Here is a 24,270-nt window from a genome sequence, read left to right on the forward strand (position 1 = left end):
CGGACTAACGATGCTGGGCCCCCTCAAGCACGGCCCGTGTCCACGGTCCAGTAGGGCGTGCGGCCGCGCATGGCGGCCCCGACACCGATCGATGTGGTGTCGCAGTCGAGCAGCGTGTCCTTCGCGTCGCCGTCATGCAGCCAGTGCTTGACGACGTCGCCCGCGTCGCCGCCCTTGGCGGTCAGCTCGTCGGCGAACCCGCCGCTGAAGCCGGCCGCGCTGACCCGGTCCTGCGGGCTGCTGCCGTCGCTGCCCCTGGCATCGGTGAAGTCCTTGGCCGCCATGTCCGCCGCGTGCCCCCGCGCGGCGCTGCGCAGCTTCGTGTCGACCCGTAGGGCCTCGCACCGCTTCTTGCGCCGCTCGCTGTTGATCAGCTGCACGACGCGGTCCTCGTAGCCGGCGTTGAAGTTCGCGGCCACGAGGGTCGTCTGGGCCGTCGTCGGCGCCTCGGTGGTGGGCGCGGGCGCGCTGCTGGCGTCGGCGGCGCTCGGAGGCGCCACGTCGGGCGGCGGAGCGGCGGCGTGCGGGGCCGAGGAGTCGCCGCCGCCGGCGAGCGCCGGAATGATCACGGCGCCCAGGCCGAAGACGATGAGCACTGCGGTGACGATCGCGGCTATCCCGGTGGGCCCGAGTCTCGCAGTGAGACCCGTCATCGCACTCTCCCGGTCCCGTCGTCCCCAGATTTCCCAGACATGACGCTACTTTGCGGTGGCGCCGCGGGGCAACCGGTGGCACACTGCCACGATCGGCGCGGCGTGTGGATCACGCACCCGGGTGAGTGAGAACACCCTGGCCAGGACGTTTGGCGTGCCTCTGCGCTTGACTAAGTCGCCCCTCGGACGGAACATAGAGGGGTCGCCAGTCGCGCCCAATTATGCCCTTGTGCTTCGGTCGCGGGTGCTGGGCGCGCGTTTGCCGGAATCGACCGGCTGCGCTTAACAAGGAGACGATATGGCTAAGGCCCTCTACGGCCACGTAGGCAGCGCGCCCGACCGGCGCCTAGTCGACGAGGTCACCCAACTGCGCGCCAAGGTTCGGGCGCTCGAGTTCGAGGTTGTTCGGCTCCGCGCCGAAAACGACCGGCTCGCCGCGGCGGCGTCGGAGACGGACCACCTGGTCCGGCTCGCCGAGCCGGCGATGGCCTGAAGATTTCAGGTCACCGCAGCCTGCGCAGAACTGCACAGTAAACCCGCGCGCCGACATCCTCTGGGTCTCGGCGCGCAGTCATGTAACGACCCGGTCGTCCCGTTGGTTACTCAAGGGGTCAGAGTGGGCGCTGTGTCCGCGACACGCGCATTATGGTGTGCGGTACTGCAGGGAAGGGTAGTGTCCCGGCGGTAGCCTGCCCGGTAACACACCTCGACCACCGTGGAGATCCGTGCACCTCAAGACCCTGACGGCCAAGGGCTTCAAGTCCTTCGCGTCGGCCACCACGCTGAAGCTCGAGCCGGGCATCACCTGTGTCGTCGGGCCGAACGGCTCCGGCAAGTCCAACGTGGTGGACGCCATCTCCTGGGTGCTCGGTGAGCAGGGCGCTAAGGCGCTGCGCGGCGGAAAGATGGAAGACGTAATTTTCGCCGGTACCGCGAGCCGCGCCCCCTTGGGACGTGCCGAGGTCACCCTCACGATCGACAACAACGACGGTGCGCTGCCGATCGACTACACCGAGGTGTCGATCACCCGCCGGATGTTCCGTTCGGGTGAAAGCGAGTACGAGATCAACGGCAACTCCTGCCGCCTGCTCGACATCCAGGAGCTGCTGTCCGACTCCGGCATCGGCCGCGAGATGCACGTGATCGTCGGTCAGAACCGCCTCGACGGCGTGCTGCACGCCCGCCCCGAGGACCGCCGCGCCTTCATCGAGGAGGCCGCCGGCGTCCTCAAGCACCGCAAGCGCAAAGAGAAGGCCATCCGCAAGCTCGAGGCGATGGCGGCCAACCTCAACCGCCTCGGTGACCTCACCACCGAGCTGCGCCGCCAGCTCAAGCCGCTCGGGCGCCAGGCCGAGGTCGCCCGGCGCGCCGCCGGCATCCAGGCCGACCTGCGCGACGCCCGGCTGCGACTGCTCGCCGACGACCTGCACACGCTGCGTGAGACCCTCGACCGCGAGATCGCCGACGAGACGGCCCTGCGCGCGCGCCGCGAGGAGGTCGAGGCCGAGGTCGAGTCGATCAACGAGCGCCTCGCCGCCCTCGAGGCCGAGCACGCCGCCGACGCGCCGGTCCTGGCCGAGGCGCAGGACACCTGGTACCAGCTCTCGACGCTGCAGGAGCGGTACCGCTCCCTGCACCAGCTCGCCGCGGAGCGCCATCGCAACCTCGCCGCCGCCCCGGTCGACGAGCGGCCCGGGCGCGACCCCGACCAGCTCACCGCCGAGGCCGACAAGGTCCGCGAGCAGGAGGAAGAGCTGCGCGCCGCGCTGGAGGCCAGCCAGGAGCGCCTCGCCGAGGCCGTCGAGCGCCGCCAGGACCTCGAGCGCCGTCTTGCCTTCGCGGAGAAGGCCATCGTCGCGGCCCACAAGGCCATCGCCGACCGCCGCGAGGGGCTGGCCAAGCTCACCGGTCAGGTCGAGTCCGCGCGCTCCCGCGCGAACGCCGCCGGCGACGAGATCGAGCGCCTCACGGTCCAGTTCGCCGAGGCCGAGGCGCGCGCGGAGGCGGCCCAGGGCCTCTACGACGAGGCTAGCGCGGGCGCCTCGGTGGCCGACAACGCCAACGCCGACCTGGAGATGCGCCACCAGGAGGCGACCCAGGAGCTCGACGCGATCAACAACGAGGTGCGCCAGCACAACGACGCCGAGCGCGCCGCCGAGAAGGACGCCGCGCAGTGGAAGGCCCGCGAGGAGGCGCTCGCGATGGGCCTGCGCCGCAAGGACGGCGCCGGCACCCTGCTGGCCCGCTCCGACCGCGTCCCCGGGCTGCTCGGCAGCGTCGCCGCCCTGCTGTCCGTCGAGACCGGGCACGAGGCCGCCCTGGCCGCCGCGCTGGGCGCCCTTGCCGACGCCGTCGCGGTGTCCGGTGTGGAGGGCGCGGTCGCGGCCGTCGAGATGCTCAAGCAGGACGACGCCGGCCGGGCCGCGCTGATCATCGCGTCCGCGCCCATGCTCGACGCCCCGCCGATCGAGCGGGTGCCGCTGCCCCCGGGCGCCGCCTGGGCCATGGACCTGGTGCGCTTCCCCGACGAGCTGCGCCCGGCGCTGGAGCGCGCCGTCGGCGACGTCGTGTTCGCGCCCGACCTCGCGACCGCGCGCCGCATCGTCTCCTACGCGCCCGCGCTGCGCGCCGTCACGCCCGACGGCGACGTCATCGGCGCCTACGCCGCGGCCGGCGGCTCCGGCAAGCAGCCCAGCTTCATCGAGGTGCAGGCGGCCGTCGACGAGGCCCGCCAGCAGAAGGTCGACGCCGAGCGGCGCGTCGCCGAGGCGCGGGAGCTGCTCGCCCTGGCCCGCAACGCGGCCACCTCGGCCAAGCAGGTGGTCGCCGAGACCGCGGCGGCCAAGAAGGAGGCCGACAGCGTCCGCAACGCGGCCGCGCGCCGCCTCGCCGAGCTCGGCGCCGCCGCGAAGTCGGCCCGGGCCGAGGTCGAGCGGCACGCCGCGGCGAAGAACAAGGCGGAGTCGGCCCGCGAGTCCGGCCGGGCCAGCCTCGCCGAGCTCGAGGAGCGCCTGGCCCTGGCCGAGTCCACGCCGGTCGACGACGACCCCTCCACGCACGAGCGCGACGACCTCGCCGACGAGGTGCCGGTCGCGCGCCAGCAGGAGATGGAGGTGCGGCTCGCCGTGCGCACCGCCGAGGAGCGCGTCGGCGCTCTCGCCGGCCGCGCGGACGGGCTGCTGCGCCAGGCCGCCGCCGAACGGGCCGCCCGGGAGCGCGCCGCCGCCCGCAAGGCCACCCGCGCCCGCGGCGCCCGCATCGCCCAGGCCGTCGCCGAGGGCGCCGCGTTCGCCCTGGAGCGGCTCGAGGAGTCGATCGCCGAGGCGCAGGAGACCCGCGACAGCCTGGCCGCGACGCGCGCCGAGCGCGAGTCGGCCCTGGTTGACGTGCGCGGGCGCGCCAAGCAGTTCACGTCCGAGCTCGACCGGCTCACCAACGCCGTGCACCGCGACGAGGTCGCCCGCGCCGAGCAGCGCATGCGCATCGAGCAGCTCGAGGCCCGCTCCGCCGAGGAGTTCGGGCTCGACGCCGACACCCTCGTCGCCGAGTACGGCCCGCACCTGCCCGTCCCGCCGACCGCGCCCGAGGTCGCCGCGGCCGAGGCCGACCGGCGGCCCGTGCCCGAGCCGGTGCCGTACGACCGCGCCACCCAGGAGAAGCGAGCCGCCAAGGCCGAGCGCGAGCTGAACCTCCTGGGCAAGGTCAACCCGCTGGCGCTGGAGGAGTTCGCGGCGATGGAGGAGCGCTACAAGTTCCTCTCCGACCAGCTCGAGGACCTCAAGGCCACCCGCCGCGACCTGCTCACCGTGGTCAAGGACGTCGACGACCGCATCCTCGAGGTGTTCACCAGCGCGTACCACGACACCGCCCGCGAGTTCGAGCAGGTCTTCTCGGTGCTCTTCCCGGGCGGCGAGGGCCGCCTCGTGCTCACCGACCCCGAGGACATGCTCACCACCGGCATCGAGGTCGAGGCCCGGCCGCCCGGCAAGAAGATCAAGCGCCTGTCGCTGCTCTCGGGCGGCGAGCGGTCGCTGACCGCCGTCGCCCTGCTCTGCGCGATCTTCCGCGCCCGCCCCAGCCCGTTCTACATCATGGACGAGGTCGAGGCCGCCCTGGACGACGTCAACCTGGGCCGCCTCATCACCCTCTTCGAGCAGTTGCGCGAGCGCAGCCAGCTGATCATCATCACTCACCAGAAGCGCACGATGGAGGTCGCCGACGCCCTCTACGGCGTCACCATGCGATCGGGCGTCACCGAGGTGATCTCGCAGCGCCTGCGGACGGAAGAGGCAGCGTGACTCAACGGCCCACGGCCCTGCTCATCGACTTCGACGGGGTCCTGCGCACGTTCGACCCCTCGACCAATGCCAAGATCGAGCAGCGGTACGGCCTGGAGCCCGGCACGGTTCTCGACATGGCACTCGAGTGGGATCGCCTGCTGCCGGCCATCACGGGCCGCATGACGCGCGCCGAGTGGCTCGCGACCGTCGCCGCCGACCTGGCGCCCCGCGTCGGCGGCCTTGGGCGGGCCGCCGAGCTCATGGCGGAGTGGGAGGTATACCCGGGCGACGTCGCCGCGGACGTCCTCGCCTTCGTCCGCGACGTGCGCGCCGCGGGCCTGCCCGTGTGCCTCGCGACCAACGCGACGATCGAGTTCCACGACGTGCTCGCCTCGTTCGGCCTGACCGGCGAGTTCGACGCGGTCGCGCTCTCGGCCGAGCTGGGCGTGCACAAGCCGGCCAAGGAGTACTTCCAGGCGGCCTGCGCCCTGATCGCCACCCCGCCGCCGCGCTGCCTGCTGGTCGACGACACCGACCGGATGATCCGCGGCGCGCGGGCGGCGGGTCTCTCGGCGTACCGCTACACGCCCGGCGACGACCTCACCTATCCGCGCCGGGCGCTCGGCCTGTAGGCCGGGCCCGTTACCCGCGGTCGAAGGCAGGCGCCGGGCCCCGTGGCCCACGGTCAGATGGCGGTCTCGACCGCCCGGACGACCTCGTCGGCCTTGGGCTCGGTACGCGGCCCGAAGCGAGCGGCGACGGTGCCGTCCGGCGCGACGAGGAACTTCTCGAAGTTCCACCGGATGTCGCCGGTGTGCCCCTCGGCATCCGCCACCGGGGTCAACAGGTCGTAGAGCGGGTGCCGGCCCTCGCCGTTGACCTCGACCTTCTCGGTCATGGGGAACGTCACACCGTAGGTGGTGCTGCAGAACTCGGCGATCTCCTCGGACGTCCCCGGCTCCTGCCCCGCGAACTGGTTGCAGGGCACGCCCAGCACCGAGAAGCCGCGGCCCTCGTACTCCTTGTGCAGCGCCTCGAGATCGGCGTACTGCGGCGTCAGCCCGCAGCGGGAGGCGACGTTGACCACGAGCACCGGCCGCCCGCGGAACTGCCCGAGATCGAGCGGCTTGCCCTGCAGGTCGGCGATTTCGACGTCGTAAAAGCTCATGCCGGTGATCGTATGCCGGGCGGCGCGGGGCCTACTGTGAAGCGTGACCGGTCATCAGCTCGCCGTGGGCGCCGTGCTGCGTCGCGGCAAGGACGTCCTGCTCATCAGCGACCCGCCGGACTGGGCGCTCCCGGGCGGTGCCGTGGAGCCGGGCGAACCGGTGCTGGCCAAGGTCAGCCAGGAGGCCGGCTTCGCGTCCGTGCTCGCCGAGCGGCTGCTCTGGGTGGCTCGCTACCCGGCGGGCGGGGTCGAGTACGAGATGCTGGGCTTCGAGGTGACCGGTGTCGGCCCGCACGACGGCTCGGGCGCGTGGGTGCCGCTGGAGGAGGCCATCGACCGGCTGGGCCGGATGTGGTTCGCCCCGATCCGCGAGCCGGCTGTGGCATATCTCACCGGGCGCGCCCGGGTGGCGACCCACTGGGCCTGGGCGGACCTCAACGAGCCGGCGGTGACGTACCCGCACGTCAGCTCAGCTTGAGCGCGGCCACCTCGCCCAGGGTCTTGTCCGGCCGGGTGCCCTGGATCGCCACGTGCGCCGAGCGCCCCTCCAGCAGCAGCAGCCCGACCGCGTTGCCGAAGTAGGGCCCGGCCGTCTTGCGCCACCGCACGGCCGGCTTGCGCAGCCCCAGCGACCGCGCGACCGCGCGCATCATCCGGGCCGCCGGCGGGTTCCAGCCGAACTTCATGGCGGGCCGGACGAGCTTCGGCATGTCGTTGTGCACCGGTGAGCACGTGAGCTGGTGGACCGCGCTCTCCACCTCGGAGCCCAGGTCGGCCCGCGCGGCGTAGGAGTGATGAACATCACCCGAGAGCACGCTGATCGACGCCGGTGCCGGTGACACGCCGCCATGCCCGGCGCCGATCTGGGCCAGCATCGCGCTCAGCGCCTCGAAGGAGCGCCCGAACGCCGCCCAGTGCTCGAGGTCCACCGCCTGGCGCAGCTTCTCCCCGAACCGGCCCACCCAGCCGCGCGGTGACTCGGCCAGGCGCTCGGTCGCGGCCTCCAGGTGGTGGATGGCCGGCGGCAGCAGCCACGGCAGCGAGGAGCCGATCACCAGGTGGTCGTAGTCGCCCGGGAGCTGCTTGGCGAACCAGGCCCACTCGCTGTCGGGCAGCATCGCGCGCTTGCCCTGCTCGAGCTCGCGGGCGGCGCGGTTGTCGAGCACCACGAGGCGGGTGCGGTCGATGTCGAGGACGTAGCTCCACCGGTACGCCGCCGCCCGGTCGCGGTCGGCGCGCGTGCCGAAGTCGTCGAGGATCTCGGTCGCGTCGCCCGTCGAGCTCACGGCCGCGTAGACGGGGCACTCGGCCAGCGCGCTTGGGGCCAGGTTGCCCATGTGCTGGTACACCCAGTACGACGCGAGCCCCGCCTGGATGCGCTGCGGCCACCAGCTGAGCCCGGCCATCTGCTCGCGCCAGCGCTGCGACGTGTTCCAGTCGTCGATGATCTCGTGGTCGTCGAAGATCATCACGCTCGGGACGGTCGAGAGCAGCCAGCGGATCTCGGGGTCGCCCCAGGAGTCGAGATAGAGCTTCGTGTACTCGTGGAAGTCCACCACCTGCGTCGTCGGCGCGTCCGCGCGGCGCTGCCGCCGGCGCCGCTTGAGCCAGCGCTGGATCTTCTCCGGGGTCTCGTCGGCGTACACCTGGTCGCCGAGCAGCACCAGGAGGTCGGGCCACTCGGTGGGCGCGTCCGAGCGGATGGACTCGATCAGCCGCGCCGAGTAGGCGTCGAGCGCGTCCGGGGGGTACCGCGTGACGCTGAGCGGGCTCGCCTCGCGGCACGAGCCGAACACCAGCCGCACGGGCGCCCCCGCCGGGCGGGTGCGGATCACCGGGGGCGGGCACTGGTCGTCGGGCGCCGGCCACACCTCGACGCCGTCGATGCGCACGCGGTACGGCGTGACCGCGTCCGGCGGCAGCCCGTCCACCACGACCAGCGCGTAGTGGTGCCCGTGCACGCTGAACGTCCGGGCCGCCCCGCCCGCGGGCGCGGCGTCGACCTCCACGGTCGCCGGTCGCGCGGTTTCCACCCAGACCGTCGCCCGGTCGCCCTCGACGCGCCGCAGCACCGGGCCGAGCACCAGCGGGCCGCGGTCGTGGTCGAGCTCGGTTTCGGACATGACGATGCGACCTCCGGGCCTACTTGGGTGAGGCGGTGTGCAACCCGAATGATCCTGCTCGGCCGGTCTCGGCGCCACTGCAGGCCCCCGGGCGCCGCGTCTGGGAGGATTCCAACCATGGAGTCGTACATCGTCTTCGGCCTGGTGCTGCTCGTCGTCATGATCGGGGCCACCCTTGCGCTGATCGCGCCCCGTTTCCGCAAGCCTCCGACGCTGCCCCCAGCCCCGCCGGAGGTCAAGCCGGAGATCGAGCGGAAGGAGCAGCCCCAGCCCCCGACGGTGATCGAGGCCCCCCCGCCCGCGCCCGTCGTCGTCGAGGAGCCGCCGGCCGCACCCCCGGCGCCGGAGATCGAGACGCCCGCGCCGACGGCCGGCCGCCTCGTGCGCCTCCGCGCGCGCCTGAGCCGCTCGCAGAACGTCTTCGGCAAGGGCCTGCTCGCCCTGCTCGCCCGCGACAAGCTCGACGACGACACCTGGGAGGAGATCGAGGAGACGCTGATCGGCGCCGACGTCGGCGTCCAGGCGACCACCGACCTCGTCGCCAAGCTGCGCGATCGGGCCCGCATCCATGGCACCGCCACCGCGTCCGACCTGCGCGACATGCTCGCCGACGAGCTCGTCGCGGCCCTGCAGCCGGAGATGGACCGCTCCCTGGCCGCGACCCCGCGCGACGGGCGCCCCGCGGTGCTGCTCGTCGTCGGCGTCAACGGCGCGGGCAAGACCACCACCTGCGGCAAGATCGCCCGGGTGCTGGTCGCCGACGGGCACACCGTGGTCCTCGGCGCCGCCGACACCTTCCGCGCGGCCGCGGCCGAGCAACTGGCCACGTGGGCCGGGCGGGTCGGCGCCGACGTCGTGCGCGGCCCCGAAGGGGCGGATCCAGCCTCGGTGGCGTTCGATGCGGTCAAACGGGGTATTGACGCGGGTGTGGACACGGTGCTGATCGACACGGCCGGTCGGCTGCAGAACAAGGTCGGGCTGATGGACGAGCTCGGCAAGGTCAAGCGGGTCGTGGAGAAGCACGGGCCGGTGGACGAGACGCTGCTCATCCTCGACGCCACGACGGGGCAGAACGGTCTCGAGCAGGCGCGGGTGTTCACCGAGGTGGTGGACGTCACCGGCGTCGTACTGACCAAGCTCGACGGCACGGCCAAGGGCGGCATCGTGATCGCGGTACAGCGCAAACTGGGCATTCCGGTGAAGCTGGTCGGTCTCGGGGAGGGCCCCGATGACCTTGCTCCGTTCGATGCCCGACAGTTCGTCGACGCCCTCATTGGCACGGACGCGTAACCTCGGACGGTACCTTGGGACGGTAAGGCCCGGCCGCGTGCTTCCGGCGGCCGGCGGACGGCAGTACAGCTCGGTTCCCCCCGGTCAGGTCAGGCGAAGGACGAAGACGTGACGCAGCAGGAGATCCCGCTCCACGGTGGGAACACCTCCGTCGTGGTGCGCTCGGGCGACACCGTGCGCCGCAACGCGGGCCCGTGGACGCCCGCGGTGCACGCGCTGCTGCGCCACCTGGAGTACGTCGGGTTCACCGGCGCACCGCGCGCCTTCGGCATCGACGAACGCGGCCGCGAGGTGCTGCAGTACCTCGAGGGTGAGTGCGGCGAGTACCCGCTGGCCCCGCACTGGGTGACCGACGAGGCGATGGTCACCGTCGCAACCATGCTGCGCATGTTCCACGACGCCCAGGCGGGCTTCCGGCCGCCCCCGAACGCGGTCTGGCGCTCGTTCGGCCCCCCGCCGCCGGACACCGAGGTCATCTGCCACCACGACGCGGCGCCGCACAACGTCATCTGGCGCCCGGACGGCACGCTGTCGCTCATCGACTTCGACCTGGCCTCGCCCGGGGCGCGGATCTACGACGTCGCGTACGCGGCGTGGACCTGGGTGCCGCTGTTCTCCGACCGGGACTCCTACACGCTGGGCTGGAAGCGCCCGAACCGCCCGCGCCGGCTGCGCATGTTCGCCGACGCCTACGGGCTGACGCCGCGCGACCGTCATCGCCTCGTGCGCGTCATTCGGAAACGCATCGTCGATCACATCGAGGGCATTCGACGCATGGCGGCCGCCGGCGACCCCGCTTTCGTGCGCATCGTGCACAAGGGGCATCTCCGGCGTCCCGTGCGTGACCTGCGGCTCATCGATTACGAGCGACACACGCTGGAGTACGCGCTCCGCTAGTACGTCTCCGTTGTGTGAGCCTTTCTTCACACGCTGGAAACATGACGTCACGCGGAAGAAACCGCGCAGCGCCGGTGCGCGAAACGTGAGCCCGACAAGCTCTCGCGCAACCGGCTGGAGGGCAACGCTGCCTCGAAGGTCGGGAGGGAGGATCTCGACTACCAGGAGGCCCGCGTGCCTGAAGCGACCATTAACACTGGCCACACCGCGTGGCTACTCGTTTCGACCGCTCTGGTGCTGCTGATGACGCCGGCCCTGGCCCTGTTCTACGGGGGCCTGAACCGCAATAAAGGCGTCCTCAACATGATGATGATGAGCTTCTCGACAATCGGGCTCGTCAGCATCCTGTGGCTGTTCTACGGCTTCAGCGCATCGTTCGGCGCCGACAGCGCCGGGGGCCTCTTCGGCGACCTCGGCCAGTACTTCGGCGGCAAGACCTACATCGACCAGATGTGGCTCTCGACCACGGACAACCCCAGCGGTAACGGCATCCCGACGTACGTCTTCATGGTCTTCCAGATGACGTTCGCGGTGATCACCGTTGCGCTGATCAGCGGCGCCATCTCCGACCGCGCGAAGTTCGGCGGCTGGCTGCTGTTCGCGTTCGGCTGGGCCACCCTGGTGTACTTCCCGGTGGCGCACAACGTCTGGGGCGGCGGCTGGATCTACCAGCACCTGCACCCGCTCGACTTCGCCGGTGGCACCGCCGTGCACATCAACGCCGGTGCGGCCGCGCTCGGTGTCGCCCTGGTCCTCGGCAAGCGCATCGGCTGGCCGCGGGAGAGCATGAAGCCGCACAACGTGCCCTTCGTCGCCCTCGGCGCCGGCCTGCTGTGGTTCGGCTGGTTCGGCTTCAACGCCGGCTCCGAGCTGACGGTCGACGGCGTCACGGGCCTCGCGTTCGTCAACACCCAGGTCGCCACCGCCGCCGCCCTGCTCGGCTGGGTCATCGTCGAGTGGATCCGCGACCGCAAGCCCACCCTCGTCGGCGCCTCGTCCGGCGCGGTCGCGGGCCTTGTCGCGATCACCCCCGCCTGTGGCTTCATCGACTCGTGGGCGGCCGTGCTCCTCGGCCTCGCCGCGGGCATCGTCTGCGCCCTGGCGGTCAGCCTGAAGTACCGCTTCGGCTTCGACGACTCGCTCGACGTGGTCGGCGTCCACTTCGTCGGCGGGTGGATCGGCTCGCTGTGGATCGGCCTCTTCGCCAACGACAAGCTCAACTCGTACATCAGCGACCCGGCGCTCGGGGGCGCCAAGAACGGCCTGTTCATGGGCGGTGGCGCTCACCAGCTCGGCGCCCAGGCCGGTGCGAGCGCTATCGTCTCGGTCTACTCGTTCGCCGTCGCCTTCATCCTCGCCTTCGTCATCCAGAAGACGATCGGCTTCCGGGTGAGCCCCGAGGCCGAGGTCGAGGGCATCGACATCGCGGAGCACGCGGAGAGCGCCTACGACACGACGCCGAACAGCGGCGGCAGCGCCGGAGCGTTCGCCCTGGCGGGCGTCGGTACAAGCAAGACCCCGGCGTCGGCGGCGGAAGCTCCGGCGTCGGAATCGGTAGCCGGTTAGCGTCGAGGGATGTCGGAGGGAATGGGCATGAAGCTGGTGACCGCGGTCATCAAGCCGTATCAGCTCGACGCGGTGAAGGAGGCGCTCCACGCGCTCGGCGTGGCGGGCCTCACCGTGAGCGAGGTCCAGGGCTACGGCCGTCAGAAGGGCCACACCGAGGTGTACCGCGGTGCGGAGTACACGGTGGAGTTCGTCCCCAAGATCCGGGTCGAGATCGTCACCGACGAGCTCGACTTCGAGAAGGTCGTGGACGCCATCGTCACCGCCGCCCGCACCGGCAAGATCGGTGACGGCAAGGTGTGGGTCACCTCGGTCGACGAGGTGGTCCGGGTCCGCACCGGCGAGCGCGGGCTCGACGCGCTCTGAGCCGCTGCTGATCTCTATCCTCATCACATGACACAGCCGTCGGCGCCCGTTCCGGTCCTTTCCACCGGGGCGGGCGCCGACGCGCGTGCCGAGCGCTCGGACGCGATCGACGAGTGGCTCGGGGAGATCTTTTCAAAAGCCGGAGGTTGTACCTCCGGTGCCTCCCTCGTCGCCGTCGGTGGCCTGGGCCGACGCGAGTGTGCCCCGCGCAGCGACCTCGACCTGGTGCTGCTGCACCCGGGCGGGCCGGGGGACGAGGCGGCGGCCGACGAGCTCGGGCGCGTCATCTGGTACCAGATCTGGGACGCCAAGTTCGCCCTGGACCACTCCACGCGCAGCCCCGCTCAGGCGCTCGCCGTGGCCCGCGAGGACCTCAAGGCGGCCCTCGGCCTGCTCGACGCCCGCCTCGTCGCGGGCGACGCCCAGATCCTCACCGCGCTGCACGCCGATGCCGTCGCCCAGTGGCGCCGGGAGGCCCGCCACCTGCTGCCCGGCCTGCGCACCCTCACCCAGGACCGCTGGAAGGCCCACGGCGAGCTGGCGTTCCTCCTCGAAGGCGACGTCAAGGAGTCGCACGGAGGCCTGCGGGACTTCGGGGTCCTGCGCGGCATCGGCTTCGCCGGGGTCGCCGACGGCCCCCGCCCCGCCGTCCGCGGCGCCCACCGCACCCTCCTCGACGTCCGCGACGCCCTGCACACCGTGCGCGGACGCCGCGTCGACCGCCTCCTCGCGCAGGATCGCGACGAGGTCGCCGAGATGCTCGGCTACGGCGACCGCGACGACGTCCTGCGCCGCATCGCCGAGTCCGCCCGCACCATCGCGTACGCCAGCGACGACGCCTGGCGCGCCGTGGAGCGCTGGGCCGCCCCGAGCACCCGCGGCCACGCCGAGCGCCGCCCCCTCGCCCGCGACGTGGTCGAGCAGCGCGGCGAGGTCGTCCTGGCCCGCGCCGCCGTGACCCCGCGGCCGGACCCGGCCCTGCCCCTGCGCGTCGCCGCGGCCGCCGCCCGCGCCGACCTGCCCATCTCGCACGCCACCCTGGAGTGGCTCGGCGGCTTCGCCGGCCCCATGCCCCGCCCGTGGCCCGCTCCCGCGCGCGACGCCCTGCTCACCCTGCTGGGCAGCGGCCCGGCGATGATCTCGGTGTGGGAGGCCTGCGACCGGTACGGCCTCGTCGTCAACTGGCTGCCCGAGTGGGCGCGGGTACGCAGCCTGCCGCAGCACAACCCGGTCCACCTGTTCACCGTCGACCGCCACCTGGTCGAGACCGCCCGCCAGGCCGCGCGGCTCACCCGCGACGTCGACCGCCCCGACCTGCTCGTGCTCTGTGGCCTGCTGCACGACATCGGCAAGGGCCTGCCCGGCGACCACAGCATCGTCGGCGCGCCGATCGCCGCCGCCGTGGCCGCCCGCCTCGGCCTCAGCGCCGCCGACGTCGCCCAGGTGGAGAAGGTGGTGCGCCTCCACCTGCTCCTCCCCGACACGGCCACCCGCCGCGACCTGTCCGACCCGCAGACCATCGCGACCGTCGCCGGCGCGGTGGGCGAGGCCTCCACGCTGTCGCTCCTGCATGCCCTCGCCCGCGCGGACGCGGTGGCGACCGGCCCCGCGGCCTGGTCGGACTGGAAGGGCCGGCTCATCGCCGAGCTGGTCCGCCACGTCGAGCGCGCGCTGGACACCGGCGTGGTCGCACCGCCGCCCTCGCCGGTCGCCGGGCTCGCGGTGCCGGCGAAGTTGCCGGCGGTACACCTGGAGACCGACTCGGTGTCGGTGACCGCCCACGACCGTCGCGGCCTGCTCGCGGCCGTGGCCGGCTGCCTGTCCCTGCACCGCCTCGACGTCGTGACCGCCGACACCGCGACCGTGGACGGCCTCGCGCGGATGGTCTGCGCGGTGCAGCCCCGCTACGGCGGCGAGATCGACCGCGACGCCGTCGTCTCCGACCTGCGCCGTGCCGTGACCGGCGACCTGCCGGTGGCCGAACGCCTGGCGGCTCGCGAGCGCTCGTCCCGCCGCCGCACCGCGACCGCGCCCCCGCGCGTGGTGTGGCAGCCGACGTCGGCGGCGACGGACGCCACCGTGCTGGAGCTGCGCGCCACGGACACGCCGGGGCTGCTGTTCCGGGTGGCGAGCGCGCTGGGCGACATCGGCGCCGACGTGCGCTCGACGCGCATCTCCACCCTGGGCGGCGAGGTGGTGGACGCCTTCTACCTGGAGGGCGAGTGGGACGCGGCCGCGCGACAGCGTGTGGAGGCGGCGGTGCTGAAGGCCGCGACCCCATCCTGACGCCTCGCCCGTGCTCCGGCGGCCGGCTTTCTAGCGGTTCGTCCGGTTTGCGGGCGGCGTGGCGCGCGTCGCCGCGGGTCGCGCCGCACTGTCCGCGGTCGCGTACCCTTCAAGGGACTCCTACACCGAGGACGGATCTGTCGTGTTTGACACCCTGAGTGACCGGCTTTCCGGCATTTTCTCGAAGCTGCGGAGCAAGGGACGGCTCACCGACGCCGACGTCGACGCGACCGCGCGGGAGATCCGCCTGGCGCTGCTCGAGGCCGACGTCGCGCTGCCCGTGGTCAAGTCCTTCATCGCGCGGCTCAAGGAGCGGGCGCGGGGCGCGGAGGTGTCGCAGGCGCTCAACCCGGCTCAGCAGGTCATCAAGATCGTCCACGAGGAGCTCGTGGCGACGCTCGGTGGCGAGGCGCGCCGGCTGCAGTTCGCCAAGAACCCGCCGACCGTGATCATGCTCGCCGGTCTGCAGGGCTCCGGTAAGACGACCCTCGCCGGCAAGCTCGCCCGCTGGCTCAAGGGCCAGGGCCATCAGCCGCTGCTCGTCGCCGCCGACCTCCAGCGCCCCAACGCCGTCAACCAGCTGCAGGTGCTGGGCGGCCGCGCGGGCGTCGAGGTGTACGCGCCCGAGCCCGGCAACGGCGTCGGCAACCCCGTCCAGGTCGCCCGCGACTCCATGGAGCACGCGAAGCGCCAGATGCGCGACATCGTGATCGTCGACACCGCCGGCCGCCTCGGCATCGACGCCGAGATGATGCAGCAGGCCGCCGACATCCGCGACGCCGTCGACCCCGACGAGGTCCTGTTCGTCATCGACGCCATGGTCGGCCAGGACGCGGTCACCACGGCCGAGGCCTTCCGCGACGGCGTCGGCATCACCGGCGTCGTGCTCTCCAAGCTCGACGGCGACGCGCGCGGTGGCGCCGCGCTCTCCGTCCGCCACGTCACCGGCCAGCCGATCATGTTCGCGTCGACCGGCGAGAAGCTCGAGGACTTCGACGTCTTCCACCCCGACCGGATGGCCTCGCGCATCCTCGGCATGGGCGACGTGCTCACCCTCATCGAGCAGGCGGAGAGCGCCTTCGCCGATGATGAGAAGGAGCGGATGGCCGCCAAGCTCATGGGCGGCGAGGACTTCACGCTCGAGGACTTCCTGGAGCAGCTGCAGGCGGTGCGCCGCATGGGCCCGATCGCCAACGTGCTGGCCATGATGCCGGGCATGAACCAGATGAAGGACCAGCTGGCCGAGATCGACGACAAGCACTTCGACCGGGTCACGGCGATCATCCGCTCGATGACCCCGAAGGAGCGCACCAACCCGAAGATCCTCAACGCCTCCCGCCGCGTGCGCATCGCCAACGGCTCGGGCGTCTCGGTCACCGACGTCAACCAGCTGCTCACCCGCTTCGCCGACGCGCAGAAGATGATGAAGCAGATGGGCGGCATGATGGGCCTGCCCGGAGGCCGCCGCAAGGCGACCAAGTCGCCGAAGAACAAGCGCAAGGGCACCAAGGGCGGCAACGCCGGTGGCGGGATGCGCCAGCCCCGCATCGGCGGCGGCATGCCGCAGCTGCCGCCGGGCTTCGACCCCGCCGCGATGGACCCCAACGCCGCGGGCATGCCCCCGGGCTTCCGCCTCCCGAAGATCGACTTCTCGAAGCTGCAGAAGCGTGACAAGGACTCCTGACGCCCAGCCCACCGAAGAAGGCGCGCAAACCGTTCGACCGGCAGCGGAGCGGTCCTTGACGCCTGCGCCGGCCTCGAGCACCGCGCCCGACCGTCGAACCGGCACCGGCACCGGCACCGGCAGCGCGATCGCGCGCGGCGCCGACGGCGCGTCCGAGCGCGCCACCAGCGCCGGGTCCGAGGCTGGCATCAGCTCCGCGTCCGCGCGTGGTGCTGGCCGCGCGTCCGAGGCTGGCATCAGTTCCGCGTCCGCGCGTGGTGCTGGCCGCGCGTCCGAGGCTGGCATCAGTTCCGCGTCCGCGCGTGGTGCTGGCCGCGCGTCCGAGGCTGGCATCAGCTCCGCGTCCGCGCGTGGAGCCGAGGCCGGTCCGGCGCTGCATGTGCGGGGGACGCTGCTGCCCTCCGGCGAGCGCCGCGACCTCTGGCTGGTCGGCGACCGCGTGACGTTCTCGCCGGTCGCCGGGGCGCTCACGGTCGCCGACGAGGGGTACATCCTGCCCGGCCTCGTGGACGCCCACTGCCACCTCGGCATCCAGCCCGGCGGCCGGCCCTCCGACGGCGTCGACCAGGCGCGGTCGCTCGCCCTCGTGGACCGAGACGCGGGCGTCCTCGCGATTCGCGACGCCGGGTCTCCGATCCCGTACGCCTCCCTGGACGACGACCCCGACACGCCCCGCCTGGTGCGCGCCGGGCGGCACGTGGCGCCCCCGAAGCGGTACCTGCGCGACATCGGGGTCGAGGTCGGCGAGGCAGACCTGCCCGGCGAGCTCGCCCGCCAGGCCGGCCTCGGCAACGGCTGGGTCAAGCTCGTCGGCGACTGGATCGACCGCGGCGTCGGCGACCTCGCGCCCGCGTGGGACGTCGCCGCGATGGCCGGCGCGATCGAGGCCGCCCACACCGCGGGCGCGCGGGTCGCGGTCCACACCTTCGCCGAGGAGTCCGTAGCCGCCCTGGTCCGCGCAGGCGTGGACTCCGTCGAGCACGGCACCGGCCTGAACGAGTCGGACATCGACGAGATGGCCCGCCGCGGCACCGCCCTGGTTCCCACGATGATCAACATCGCCACGTTCGGCGGGATCGCGGCCCAGGCGGAGGACAAGTTCCCGGCGTACGCCCGCCACATGCTCGTCCTGCGCGACCGCTTCCCGTCGATCGTGCGCACCGCCCACGAGGCGGGCGTCCCGATCTACGTAGGCAGCGACGCGGGCGGCGGCATCGAGCACGGCCTGGCCGCCGAGGAGATGCTCCTGCTGCACCGCGAGGCGGGCCTGTCGGCCGAGGCCGTCCTGCACGCGGGCTCATGGGGCGCCCGCGCGTGGCTGGGCTTCCCGGGCCTGGTCGAGGGCGGTCTGGCCGACCTGGTCGTGTACGCCGAGGACCCCCGCACCGACCTCACCACCCTGCTCCGCCCCCGCCGCATCGTCCTGCGCGGCCGCGTAGTCCGCTGACCCGTCGGCCGCTGCACCGCAGTCGCCCGCACCACGCGCCCGCGCCTCCCGACGCGGGGGCCTCCTCGCTTCCGCAGTTCCACGCGTCCGCGCGCCTCCTCGCTTCCCGCAGTTCCACGCGTCCGCGCGCCTCAGGCCTCTGCGCCTCAGGCTCTCGCGCTGCATGTCCACGCCGCTGGCCGATACGGGACCGCCCCGACGGCCTCGCGCGAGTCCGTGCGTCCGCGCGGCGGGATGCCGAGGAGTCGGCCGCTGCATCCGCGCGCGGAGGGCTGGACGTGCGCCGCCGCTTTCGCGCGGCGGGAGGCCAGGCTTGGCCGGCGCGTCCGCGCCCGGAAGGCTGGACGAGGCGTTGGCTGGCGCGTCCGCGCGGAAGGCTGGACGAGGGCCGCCGCGTCCGCGGGGGCTGGACGTGCGCCGGTGCGTCCGCGCGGCAGGAGGCCAGGCTTTGGCTGGCGCGTCCGCGCGCGGAAGGCTCGACGTGGACCTGCGTGTCCGCACGGCGGATGCCGGGGCGCCCGTCGGTCGGCGTGTCCGCGTGGCGGGAGGCCGGACGTGCGTCGACGCGGCGGTGAGCTGCCACGGCGATGTCCGGAGCGGGGCGCGGGAGCGCGGCCCGATATAATCGGCGCGTGCCGCTGCGTCCCGGAAGACCGATCCTGCACCGGCATTTCACCCGCGACACCCTGGTCTGGGCGCCGTTGACGCGCGTGGTCTCCGATGACGAGCAGGGCACCCGCCTCTGGCTCGCCACCGGCAGTCCCGTGATCCGGCAGGTCAGTGCGGACGGCGCGGGGCCGCGCGGGATGCCGTTCGCGCAGTGGCTCGAAGAGCCGAAGAAGATCATCCAGGACGTTTACCGCGGGCCGAGCACGTTGAAGTTTCATCCGCGCGGGGCCGCCTACTCGGTGTGGTGGCTGTTCGATCCCGAGCTGCGCTTCCGCGCGTGGTACGTGAACCTCGAAGAGCCGTCGGTGACGTGGGACGACGGCGCGGTCGCGGGGATCGACCTCACCGACCAGGACCTCGACATGTGGGTCTGGCCCGACCGGCGATGGGGCTGGAAGGACGAGGACGAGCTCGAGGAGCGGCTGGCGTACCCGGATGCGTACTGGGTGAGCGACCCCGACGCCGTGTGGGCCCAGGGCCGCGCGGTCGTGCCCGCGATCGAGGCGGGGGAGTGGCCGTTCGACGGCACGTGGACGGACTTCCGGCCGCCGGACGACTGGACCGTCCCGGAGCCCGTGACCGAGGGCTGGGACCGGCCCCGGCAGCGCGCGTGATCGCCTCGCCGTACGAGCAGACCGCCGCGAACGCCGTCTCGGGCGTGCGCTGGCAGATCGTCCGTGCGCGGGCAGGTGTCACCGGACTCCGCGCGACGCGCGGCTTATCGAGGGAGCACGGTTGAGCGTCGTCTTCACGCCCGGCCAGGTGGTCATGCATCGCAACGTTCGCCGCGGGCGGATCGGGTGGGTCCGGCCCGCACGCGTCGTGTCCGACGACGAGCGCGGGCTGCTGCTGTGGGTCGCGCGGCACACGCCGGTCGTCAACGAGGTGTCCGGGGACGGGCGCGGGATGCGGACGATGCCGTTCACCGAGTACGTCACGCTCGGAACGTCGCTGAAGCACGGCACCTGGGGCGGGCCCGGCGTGCTCAAGCTGCACCGTCCGGGCGACCTCGCGCACTCGGTGTGGTGGTTCCGCAACGACGCGGGCGAGTTCACCGGGTGGTATGTCAACCTGGAGCGCCCGGCGATCCGCTGGAGCGACCCCGGCGGCGCCTCCGGGGTCGACGTGACCGACGAGGACCTGGACATCCTCGTCGCGCCCGACCGGAGCTGGGAGTGGAAGGACGAGGAGGAGTTCCTCGAGCGGCTCGCCCTTCCGGAGCACTACTGGGTGGCGGACGAGGCGGCGGTACGCGAGGAAGGCCTCCGCGTCGTCAAGGAGATCAAGGCCGGCGACTTCCCCTTCGACGGCACCTGGACGGACTTCAAGCCACCGGCCGAGTGGGAGGTGCCCGGCCTCGAACCCGGCTGGGACCGCCCGCCGCTGCGCTGAGCGAGTCGGACCGACGCGTCCGCGCGTTGGCTGTCCGAGTGCCGGGTGACGGCGGAGGTGAAAAGCCGACTGCATGGGTGGTACCGACGAAAAAGCGTGAAAAGGGAAAAAGTCCTCGCGAGGCAGGGGAGGATCGGCATTCACGGGGTCGTTTTTGCGCACGGTAGCGGGTCTGGCACAATGGTCTGCTGGTATCCGGTGTGCGTCGAGCCCTCTAACCCGGCGTAGCGCCAGTCCAACAGAGCAGCCGACGGCACCATCCCCACGGTGTCCGGGCGGTCGCTCGGCTTCCAACAGATCCAGGAGCGAGCAACCAAGTGGCCGTCAAGATCCGGCTCCTGCGGATGGGCAAGATCCGCAACCCGCAGTACCGCATCGTCATCGCCGACTCGCGCACCAAGCGTGATGGTCGGGCGATCGAGTTCGTCGGGCTGTACCACCCGAAGGAGGAGCCCTCGCGCATCGAGGTCAACTCCGACCGTGTCCAGCACTGGCTCTCCGTCGGCGCGCAGCCGAGCGAGGCCGTGCGGGCCATCCTGTCCAAGACCGGCGACTGGCAGAAGTTCAAGGGTCTGCCGGCCCCGGCCGAGCCGCTGAAGGTCGCCGCCGCGGCGCCCGACCGCAAGGCCGCCTACGAGGCCGAGGCGCAGGCCGCCGCCGGTCTCGCCGACGCGCCGAAGGCGAAGAAGACCGCCGAACCGAAGAAGAAGGCCGAGGCCGAGGCTCCGGCTGCGCAGGCGGAGGAGCAGTCCGGTGCCGGCGCCGGCGCGGAGGCCTGACGTGCTGCGCCCGGCGCTCGAGCACCTGGTCAAGGGCATCGTCGACAATCCTGACGATGTCCGCGTGCGGATGGTCGACTCCCGTCGCGGTCAGCGGCTGGAGGTCCGGGTCAACCCGGAGGACCTCGGCACGGTGATCGGGCGCGGTGGTCGCACGGCCAAGGCGCTGCGGCAGGTCATCATGTCGATCGGCGGCCGCGGCGTGCGCGTCGAGATCGTCGACGCGTACTGACCGCATGCTGCTCGTCGTCGGTCAGATCTTCCGCGCGCACGGCGTCCGCGGCGAGGTCGTCGTAGACCTGCGCACGGACGCGCCGGCTGAGCGTTTCGCCGTCGGGTCGGTCCTCGCGACCGACTCGACGGCGGTGCGGCATCTGCAGACCGTGCCTCCGGGCGCGTGGCAGCCTCCGCCGACGCTCACCATCGAATCGGTACGCCCGCACCAGGGTCGCCTCCTGGTGGTTTTCGAGGGCATCTACGACCGCAACCTCGCCGAGGACATGCGCGGCGTCCTGCTGTGCGTGGACAGCGCCACGATCCCGGCCAGCGACGACCCGGACGAGTTCAACGACCACGAGCTGATCGGCCTCGACATCGTCGACGCCGCGGGGGAGCGCGTCGGCAAGCTGCTGCGCGTCGACCACGCGCCCGCGCACGACCTGCTCGTCGTGGAGCTCACCGACGGGCGTACCGGCCTCGTGCCGTTCGTGCGCGAGATCGTCCCCGAGGTCGACGTGCCCGGGCGGCGCATCGTGATCACCCCGCCGGAAGGCCTGTTCGACCTATGAGGGTCGACGTCGTCACGATCTTTCCGGAGTACCTCGCGCCGCTCGAGCTGTCCCTGATCGGCAAGGCGCGTGCGAACGGGACGCTGCGGCTGGCGGTACACGATCTGCGGAAATGGACGCATGACGTGCATCGCACCGTGGACGACACGCCGTACGGCGGCGGCCCCGGCATGGTGATGCGGCCCGAGCCGTGGGGCCAGGCCCTGGACGCGCTGGCCGGCCCCGAGACCCACCTGATCGTCCCGAGCCCGGCCGGCGCCCCGTTCACCCAGGCGACCGCGCGTGCTCTCGCGGGCGACGAGCACCTGATGTTCGCGTGCGGCCGGTACGAGGGCATCGACCAGCGCGTCTTCGACCACGCCGCCGCGCGGATGCGGGTGAGCGAGGTCTCCCTCGGCGACTACGTGCTCTTCGGCGGCGAGGTCGCGGTCCTCGTCGTGCTCGAGGCGATCACGCGGCTGCTCCCGGGCGTGCTGGGCAACGCCGACTCGCTGCTGGAGGAGTCGCACGCCGACGGCGTCCTGGAGGCGCCGATGTACACGAAGCCGCCGAGCTGGCGCGGCCTGGACGTGCCCGAGATCCTGCGCTCGGGTGATCACGGTCGCATCGCGCGGTGGCGGCGCGAGCAGGCGATCCAGCGCACCGCCGAGCGCCGCCCGGACCTCATCGCCGCGCTCGAACGGCGTGATCAAGGAGCCTGATTTCAGGTTCGGCGCGTCGATGTGGCAAAGTAGTGAGGTTGCCGCGGCCTTACGCGTCCGGCAGCCATGATCACAAACCCTCGCGCGCCGCGGAGATCGGGCGTGCCTTGAGTGACGAGGAACAGCCGCGATGAACACGCTGGACGCGCTGGACGCACAGTCGCAGCGGACCGATATCCCGAGCTTCCGCGCCGGCGACACCGTCAAGGTGCACGCCCGGGTCGTCGAGGGCAACCGGTCCCGGGTCCAGGTCTTCCAGGGCGTCGTGATCCGTCGCCAGGGTGCCGGCCTGCGGGAGACCTTCTCCGTCCGGAAGGTGAGCTTCGGCGTCGGCGTCGAGCGCACCTACCCGGTCAACAGCCCGGCCGTCGACCGGATCGAGGTCGTGACGCGCGGCGACGTGCGCCGCGCGAAGCTCTACTACCTGCGCGACCTGCGGGGCAAGAAGGCCAAGATCAAGGAGAAGCGCGAGACCAAGGTCAGCAACTGACCTTCTGCGTTTCGCCGGATCACCGACGGGGAGGGGCGCGGTGCGCACCCTCCCTGCATCGTGTCCGGGATCGGGTCTTTCGGTCATCTGGAGCCGGTCTCCCCAAAGTGGTCTTGTGCATCTAGGCTGACGCCGATGGCAAGTGACCCCTACGGCCGCGATGGTTACGACGATCGTGCCGACGACCAGTACCCGCACGACCGCCGCCTGGACCAGGCGGACGGCCGGCGCGGGCAGCCGCCGCAACCCTTCGGCGGCGTCAGCTACCCAGGTCACGACTACTGGTCGACCCAGGGGCGCCCGGACGCCGAAGAGGGGCCGCGCGCCTATGACGGCGGCTGGAGCCGCGACGACCGCAACGCCTCCGGGCGCAGCGAGGCGCCGCCCGGCCGTGACGTGGTGCCCGGTCGTCGTGACGTGGTGCCCGGACGCGATCCTGCGCCCGGCCGCGGTGGCTACCAACGCGGTGACGAGTGGGGCGCGACCGGCACCGGCCGGGGCGACTGGGGTCGCGAGCCGGAGCGTGGCTGGAGCCGCGACAGCGACCGCGGTGGGAGCCGCGACGACTGGAACCGCGAGCGCTCATGGGACGACGACCCGTACGGCTCCCGGCGCGGCCAGTGGGACCGCGACGAGCCGCCGATGGTGCGCGACCGCGCGTTCGAGCGCGAGAACGGCTACGACGCGGCCGGATACGACGATTCGCGGGAACGTCGCGAGCGGGAGCGCGCGGATCGGTACGAACGCAGCTATGACCGCGGCGAGCGCTCCACGGGTTCGGGTTCGCGCCCGCGCCGTGAGGCGTCCGGCGAGGACGACTCCGTCTCCACCTGGCGCAGCAAGGTCCGCCGCAAGCGCAAGAACATGCCGCTGTGGCAGGAGCTGCCGCTGCTGCTGATCGTGGCGTTCTGCCTGGCGGTGCTCATCCGCACGTTCCTGGTGCAGGCGTTCTTCATCCCGTCGGGCTCGATGGAGGAGACCCTCCTCGTCGGCGACCGGGTGCTGGTCAACAAGGTGCTGTACGACGTGCGGGAGCCCGAGCGCGGCGAGGTCGTCGTGTTCACCGGGCCCGACACCTGGGCGCCGGAGAACCAGGTCGACAAGGACGCCGGCTTCTTCGCCGAGCTCGGCCGCACCGTCGGGGACCTCGTCGGGTTCTCCCAGCCGGGTGAAAAAGACTTCATCAAACGGGTGATCGGCCTGCCCGGCGACACCGTCGCCTGCTGCGACGTCGACGGGCGCGTCACGGTCAACGGCTATCCGCTGGACGAGTCGGCGTACCTCTACGACAACTCGCCGCTGGACGCCGCCCCCAACCCGAGGCAGTGCACGGCGCGCCGGTTCGGCCCGATCAAGGTCCAGGCCGGGCAGATGTTCGTGATGGGCGACCACCGCGGCGTCTCCCAGGACTCGCGCTGCCAGGGCCAGGTGCCCATCGACAACGTGATCGGCCGCGCCTTCGTGATCCTCTGGCCGAGCAGCCGCTGGGGCTGGCTACCCGTGCCCGATACGTTCAAGAATGTCCCGAAGCCGGTGGCTCTTCCCCCGCCTGGACCACATGTGACGCGTGAGCACAATGCGCCGTTGGTCCCGGATATGGTACTTGTGCCGATAGCTGTCTCGGCTTCGCTTTCGACCCGATCGGCGCGTCAGGAGCGGTTGAGGCGTCGCCGATGGTGACGAGCACGTAC

21 protein-coding genes and 1 pseudogene are annotated in these 24,270 nt (G+C 72.3%); 19 read left to right on the top strand and 3 right to left on the bottom strand.

The window, feature by feature from the left end; genetic code table 11:
* Nucleotides 1-23: 23 nt before the first annotated feature.
* A complete protein-coding gene (locus tag ACPPVO_RS08000; protein WP_426510600.1) occupies nt 24-653 on the bottom strand; it encodes a CAP domain-containing protein in 630 nt (209 codons plus the stop codon).
* 298 nt (nt 654-951) lie between these two features.
* On the opposite strand from ACPPVO_RS08000, the gene ACPPVO_RS08005 reads away from it, so the two are divergent.
* From ACPPVO_RS08005 to ACPPVO_RS08015, 3 genes are all read left to right on the top strand, one after another.
* Nucleotides 952-1,146, top strand: coding sequence for a hypothetical protein (locus ACPPVO_RS08005; protein WP_426510601.1), 195 nt, complete (start codon nt 952-954; stop codon nt 1,144-1,146).
* A 232-nt stretch (nt 1,147-1,378) separates the two neighbouring features.
* Nucleotides 1,379-4,951: a chromosome segregation protein SMC gene (smc, locus tag ACPPVO_RS08010; protein WP_426510602.1), complete on the top strand. Its 3,573-nt coding sequence runs from the start codon at nt 1,379-1,381 to the stop codon at nt 4,949-4,951.
* A complete protein-coding gene (locus ACPPVO_RS08015; RefSeq protein WP_426510603.1) occupies nt 4,948-5,565 on the top strand; it encodes an HAD family hydrolase in 618 nt (205 codons plus the stop codon). The genes smc and ACPPVO_RS08015 overlap by 4 nt, the downstream gene beginning before the upstream one ends.
* A 53-nt stretch (nt 5,566-5,618) precedes the next feature.
* Here ACPPVO_RS08015 and ACPPVO_RS08020 read toward each other — a convergent pair whose 3' ends face one another.
* Complete coding sequence (locus ACPPVO_RS08020; RefSeq protein WP_426510604.1) at nt 5,619-6,101, bottom strand: glutathione peroxidase; 483 nt, start codon at nt 6,099-6,101, stop codon at nt 5,619-5,621.
* Nucleotides 6,102-6,144: 43 nt separating this feature from the next.
* On the opposite strand from ACPPVO_RS08020, the gene ACPPVO_RS08025 reads away from it, so the two are divergent.
* Nucleotides 6,145-6,579 carry an NUDIX domain-containing protein gene (locus ACPPVO_RS08025; RefSeq protein WP_426510605.1) on the top strand — a complete coding sequence of 145 codons (435 nt, stop codon included), beginning with the start codon at nt 6,145-6,147 and terminating at the stop codon, nt 6,577-6,579.
* Here ACPPVO_RS08025 and ACPPVO_RS08030 read toward each other — a convergent pair.
* Entirely contained in the window at nt 6,566-8,224 is a 1,659-nt protein-coding gene (locus tag ACPPVO_RS08030; protein WP_426510606.1) for an alkaline phosphatase D family protein, read from the bottom strand. The genes ACPPVO_RS08025 and ACPPVO_RS08030 overlap by 14 nt on opposite strands.
* Before the next feature lie 117 nt (nt 8,225-8,341).
* Here ACPPVO_RS08030 and ftsY point away from each other — a divergent pair, with 117 nt between their 5' ends.
* The 15 genes and pseudogenes from ftsY to lepB all read left to right on the top strand — a co-directional run.
* The gene (gene ftsY / locus ACPPVO_RS08035) at nt 8,342-9,514 is read left to right on the top strand and encodes a signal recognition particle-docking protein FtsY (RefSeq protein WP_426510607.1); all 1,173 of its coding nucleotides are present in this window, start codon (nt 8,342-8,344) and stop codon (nt 9,512-9,514) included.
* 108 nt (nt 9,515-9,622) lie between these two features.
* Nucleotides 9,623-10,411: an aminoglycoside phosphotransferase family protein gene (locus ACPPVO_RS08040; protein WP_223101822.1), complete on the top strand. Its 789-nt coding sequence runs from the start codon at nt 9,623-9,625 to the stop codon at nt 10,409-10,411.
* A 174-nt stretch (nt 10,412-10,585) separates the two neighbouring features.
* Nucleotides 10,586-11,977, top strand: a complete 1,392-nt coding sequence (locus ACPPVO_RS08045; RefSeq protein ID WP_426510608.1) for an ammonium transporter — start codon at nt 10,586-10,588, stop codon at nt 11,975-11,977.
* Nucleotides 11,978-12,004: 27 nt separating this feature from the next.
* The gene (locus ACPPVO_RS08050; protein WP_190249674.1) at nt 12,005-12,343 is read left to right on the top strand and encodes a P-II family nitrogen regulator; all 339 of its coding nucleotides are present in this window, start codon (nt 12,005-12,007) and stop codon (nt 12,341-12,343) included.
* Between the two features lie 27 nt (nt 12,344-12,370).
* On the top strand, nt 12,371-14,629 hold the full coding sequence (locus ACPPVO_RS08055) for a [protein-PII] uridylyltransferase (RefSeq protein ID WP_426510609.1): 2,259 nt from the start codon (nt 12,371-12,373) through the stop codon (nt 14,627-14,629).
* Nucleotides 14,630-14,771: 142 nt separating this feature from the next.
* Nucleotides 14,772-16,313 (top strand): signal recognition particle protein, encoded by a 1,542-nt coding sequence (gene ffh, locus ACPPVO_RS08060; protein WP_360369513.1) that lies wholly within the window; start codon nt 14,772-14,774, stop codon nt 16,311-16,313.
* A gap of 373 nt (nt 16,314-16,686) precedes the next feature.
* Nucleotides 16,687-17,760, top strand: a complete 1,074-nt coding sequence (locus tag ACPPVO_RS08065; protein WP_426514571.1) for an amidohydrolase family protein — start codon at nt 16,687-16,689, stop codon at nt 17,758-17,760.
* Nucleotides 17,761-18,347: 587 nt separating this feature from the next.
* On the top strand, nt 18,348-19,043 hold the full coding sequence (locus ACPPVO_RS08070) for a DUF402 domain-containing protein (protein ID WP_426510610.1): 696 nt from the start codon (nt 18,348-18,350) through the stop codon (nt 19,041-19,043).
* A gap of 154 nt (nt 19,044-19,197) precedes the next feature.
* Entirely contained in the window at nt 19,198-19,821 is a 624-nt protein-coding gene (locus ACPPVO_RS08075) for a DUF402 domain-containing protein (protein ID WP_360370219.1), read from the top strand.
* Between the two features lie 317 nt (nt 19,822-20,138).
* Complete coding sequence (rpsP, locus tag ACPPVO_RS08080) at nt 20,139-20,600, top strand: 30S ribosomal protein S16 (RefSeq protein WP_360369522.1); 462 nt, start codon at nt 20,139-20,141, stop codon at nt 20,598-20,600.
* Nucleotides 20,575-20,832, top strand: a complete 258-nt coding sequence (locus tag ACPPVO_RS08085) for an RNA-binding protein (RefSeq protein ID WP_360369525.1) — start codon at nt 20,575-20,577, stop codon at nt 20,830-20,832. Before rpsP ends, ACPPVO_RS08085 begins: the two co-directional genes overlap by 26 nt.
* Nucleotides 20,833-20,839: 7 nt before the next feature.
* Nucleotides 20,840-21,388, top strand: coding sequence for a ribosome maturation factor RimM (rimM, locus tag ACPPVO_RS08090; protein ID WP_426514572.1), 549 nt, complete (start codon nt 20,840-20,842; stop codon nt 21,386-21,388).
* A complete protein-coding gene (gene trmD, locus ACPPVO_RS08095; RefSeq protein WP_360369528.1) occupies nt 21,385-22,089 on the top strand; it encodes a tRNA (guanosine(37)-N1)-methyltransferase TrmD in 705 nt (234 codons plus the stop codon). The genes rimM and trmD overlap by 4 nt, the downstream gene beginning before the upstream one ends.
* A 130-nt stretch (nt 22,090-22,219) precedes the next feature.
* Nucleotides 22,220-22,579, top strand: a complete 360-nt coding sequence (rplS, locus tag ACPPVO_RS08100; RefSeq protein ID WP_426510611.1) for a 50S ribosomal protein L19 — start codon at nt 22,220-22,222, stop codon at nt 22,577-22,579.
* A gap of 792 nt (nt 22,580-23,371) precedes the next feature.
* A pseudogene (lepB, locus tag ACPPVO_RS08105) lies at nt 23,372-24,259 on the top strand (signal peptidase I); the annotation flags it as partial.
* Between the last annotated feature and the right edge of the window lie 11 nt (nt 24,260-24,270).

It is taken from the genome of Dactylosporangium sp. McL0621 (assembly GCF_049995355.1).
GTDB lineage: Bacteria > Actinomycetota > Actinomycetes > Mycobacteriales > Micromonosporaceae > Dactylosporangium.